This is a genomic window from Patulibacter sp. NPDC049589 (assembly GCF_040675535.1).
GTDB lineage: Bacteria > Actinomycetota > Thermoleophilia > Solirubrobacterales > Solirubrobacteraceae > Patulibacter.
Map to the genome: position 1 here is coordinate 1 of NZ_JBFAPC010000300.1, position 3,060 is coordinate 3,060.

The 3,060-nt window shown below is 78.0% G+C and carries 6 protein-coding genes; 4 read left to right on the forward strand and 2 right to left on the reverse strand.

The genetic code is table 11. The features are described 5' to 3' along the window. Nucleotides 1-333, forward strand: a 333-nt coding sequence (locus tag AB0L40_RS27400) for a helix-turn-helix transcriptional regulator (protein ID WP_364361912.1), incomplete at its 5' end; no start/stop codon positions are given. A gap of 52 nt (nt 334-385) precedes the next feature. Here AB0L40_RS27400 and AB0L40_RS27405 read toward each other — a convergent pair. Beyond that, entirely contained in the window at nt 386-1,165 is a 780-nt protein-coding gene (locus tag AB0L40_RS27405) for a hypothetical protein (protein ID WP_364361914.1), read from the reverse strand. 213 nt (nt 1,166-1,378) lie between these two features. Between AB0L40_RS27405 and AB0L40_RS27410 the strand changes: the two genes are divergently transcribed. Together AB0L40_RS27410 and AB0L40_RS27415 are read left to right on the forward strand one after the other, a co-directional pair. After that, nucleotides 1,379-1,834 (forward strand): hypothetical protein, encoded by a 456-nt coding sequence (locus AB0L40_RS27410; RefSeq protein ID WP_364361916.1) that lies wholly within the window; start codon nt 1,379-1,381, stop codon nt 1,832-1,834. 66 nt (nt 1,835-1,900) lie between these two features. Then, entirely contained in the window at nt 1,901-2,422 is a 522-nt protein-coding gene (locus AB0L40_RS27415; RefSeq protein ID WP_364361918.1) for a hypothetical protein, read from the forward strand. Between the two features lie 108 nt (nt 2,423-2,530). On the opposite strand, the gene AB0L40_RS27420 is transcribed toward AB0L40_RS27415, so the two are convergent. Then, on the reverse strand, nt 2,531-2,734 hold the full coding sequence (locus tag AB0L40_RS27420) for a hypothetical protein (RefSeq protein ID WP_364361920.1): 204 nt from the start codon (nt 2,732-2,734) through the stop codon (nt 2,531-2,533). A 53-nt stretch (nt 2,735-2,787) separates the two neighbouring features. Here AB0L40_RS27420 and AB0L40_RS27425 point away from each other — a divergent pair, with 53 nt between their 5' ends. Beyond that, the gene (locus tag AB0L40_RS27425) at nt 2,788-2,991 is read left to right on the forward strand and encodes a hypothetical protein (RefSeq protein ID WP_364361922.1); all 204 of its coding nucleotides are present in this window, start codon (nt 2,788-2,790) and stop codon (nt 2,989-2,991) included. Nucleotides 2,992-3,060: the final 69 nt, after the last annotated feature.

Here is a 3,060-nt window from a genome sequence, read left to right on the forward strand (position 1 = left end):
ATGGCGGCCCTCGTCACGGCCCCGCTGGACGACGGACGCACGTTCAAGGCGATCGTCCGGGCGTCGCACTCCTCGTCGTACGTGGTCGAGCTGCGGGCCACCGGCGGCCCGGTCGCCGGCGAGCAGCACGCGGCGGCCGAGCGCCTGAGCCCCTACGAGCTGCGGGTCGCGCTGCTCGTCGCCGACGGCCGCACGAACCCCGAGGTCGCGGCCGAGCTCTACATGTCGCGCAAGACGGTCGAGCACCACCTGTCGCTCATCTACCGCAAGCTCGGCCTGCGGTCGCGGACCGAGCTCGCGCGCGAGCTGGGGCGTGCGACGGCGGCGGGCTGACGGGCGGCGGGCCGCCGGGGCCGGCCGCCCGGGCCGCCCGGACGCGGGCGGCTCAGTCGGTCCCGCCGGCCGCCCACAGCTCGGCGGCGCTGCCGACCGGCACGGGCTCGCCGGGGACCAGGCCCGGGACGCGCGTCAGCTCGATCGACAGCGCGCCGGGCGACGCGGCCTTGTCCGTCGGGAACCACGGACGCCACTCGCGGACGCAGATCAGCAGGCCCGACTCGTCGCCGACCGCGGCGAAGCCGTCCTGCGGGTCGCCGAACCACAGACGCTCGCCGAGGCCCTCCAGCCGGTCCACCAGCGCGCCGACGTCGGGCGTCGTGATCCCGACCTCGCTGATGCCGCGCACGAGGCCCGACCCGCGGATGTCGTCGGGCGACATCGTGGCCGGGGCCCACGGCTCCCACGGGCGGCGGTGGCGGGCGATCAGCTCGATCACGTGGCCGCCCGGCGACATCGCGTAGACGCTGTGGGCGACCCAGTGCGGGAAGTCGACGATCGTCTCGCCGTCCCGGAGCGGGATCAGCGGCGAGGCGCGCGCGAGCCACTCCGACGCCTCGACGAGCCGGTCCTCCGCGACCTCGAGGGCCACGTGGTGGCTCGGCCGGCTGCCGGCGCCGCCGCGTGAGCGGGCGCCGTCGGGGACGGGCGCGAAGGCCAGGACCCCGGAACCGACCCGCACGGCGAAGCCCCCGGCCGGCGCGCCGGGCGCGGTGTCGAGGCCGAGCCGCCCGGTCCACCACTGCTGCTCCTCCGCCATCGCCGTCGTCGCGAGGGTGACGCGCCGAAACCGCGGCGGGGCGTCGGAGGTGGGCGGCGGGGCGGGCACGCCTCCACGCTAGATGGTCGGGCCGCGGGAGGCGTGGGAGCGGCGGAGCGCGCGACCGGTCGGGGCGACGGTGGTGGCCCGGGCCGGTCGACGGGGCCGGACCGACCGCCGGTCGTGGCCCGGGCCGGCCGACGGCGCCGGGGCCGGACCGACCACCGCCGTCCTCCGGGTCGCGGCGGGCACGGCCCGCCCGCGCCGCGTAGCCTGGCCGCCATGGCGACCGTCCGGTGGACCCTGCAGGAGCGCCGCGGGCGGCTGCGGTCGCAGCACGTGCTCGTCGACGAGGCGGGCGCCGACGTCGCGCGGGTCCGGCGCGACGGCCGCGTCGTCGCCACGCGGGCGGGGACCGCGGAGGACCCGGAGGGCCGGGCCTGGCGGGTCGTCGGCACCCCGGGCGACCTGCTCATCACCCGCGACGGCGACCACCGCGCGACGGTGCAGGACGGCGTGCTGGAGGCCGAGGGCCGGACCTTCGGCTGGCGCGTCGCCGAGGACGGGTCCGGCACCGCGCGGGTCACGAGCGCGACCGGCTCCCCGAGCGTCCTCCTGCGGATCGACCCGGCGCCCGGCGACGACGCGGGCGCCCTGATGACCGTCGCGTTCGACGACACCCTGCCCGCCGCCTTCGGCGTCGTCCTCGCGGCGACCTTCCGCCTGTTGGAGGCCTGAAGGCCGCGGCCCGGGGCGGGTCCCGGGCCACGGACGGCCGCCCGCCGGCCCGACTACGCTGGCCCGGTGGAGATGCTTCGCTGGTCGCTCTTCGTGCAGGGAACCCGGCTGCGGCCGCGGGTCCTGCTGTCCGACGGCGGCGAGGACGCGCTCGCCGAGCTGACGCTGCGCGGCGGCCCCGCCGGATCGCTCGGCCGGGCCACCGACCGCGACGGCCGCCGCTGGGACGCCCAGATCGACGGCGGCGTGGTGACGGTCCGCTGCGGCGGCCGGGTGCTCGCCCGCGCCGAGGGCGAGGAGCTGACGGCCGGCGGGCGGACCTTCCCGTGGACCGCGTCGCTGCAGGGCACCCGTGGGGCGACGATGACCGACGACGACGGCTACGAGCTGCTGCGCGTCGCCCCGGGCCTCGGCGGCGACGACGCGCCGTGGATCACGATCGACCTCGACGAGCTCCTGCCGTCCCCGCTGGCGATCACGCTCGCGACGTGCTTCGTCCTGCTGCGCGTCGACGCGCTCGGCCGCCGCGAGGACGCCGCGCCCGCCGAGGACCAGCCGCGGCGCCGGCTCTGGGGCCGGCGCGGCTGAGGACCACGGGCGACCGGCGCGGCCGCATCGTCCGGCGGATCCGCTCGGTCCACGGGTGGCGCTCGCGGCCCGCCGACCGGCGCGGTCGTCAGGCTGGTCGTCAGACGCTCACGCGCGCGGCGCGGTGACGGCGGCGAGGGTCGCGTGCAGGAGCGCGAAGCCCTCCTTGAGCAACGCGCCCGCGTCCTGTGGGTCGTCCTCGAGGGCGAGCGAGCCGAGCTTCCAGAAGAACGCCATCGTCGCGCCGGCGAAGATCTGCGGGCCCATGTCCTCCGGCGAGCCGCCGACGACCCCGGCGACCGCGAGCGCCACCTCGGCCTGAATGTGCTCGAAGTGCTGCCGGTCCCGGGCGCGGAGCTCCGGGTGTGGCCTTCGCGACCGGCATCCTGATCGATGCGTTCCTCATCCGCATGGCCCTGATCCCGGCGCTGATGTCCGTCATGGACCGGCGCGCCTGGTGGATCCCGCGCTGGCTGGACCGCATCGTCCCGAACGTCGACATCGAGGGCACGTCGCTCGAGCGGGGCCCGAAGGCCGTCGGCCCGGCGGAGCCGGTGGCGGGGGACTGAGCCCGTCGCGTGGCCGCCCGTCGACGGGCGGCCACGCGACGGGCTCAGTCCCCCGCCACCGGCTCCGCC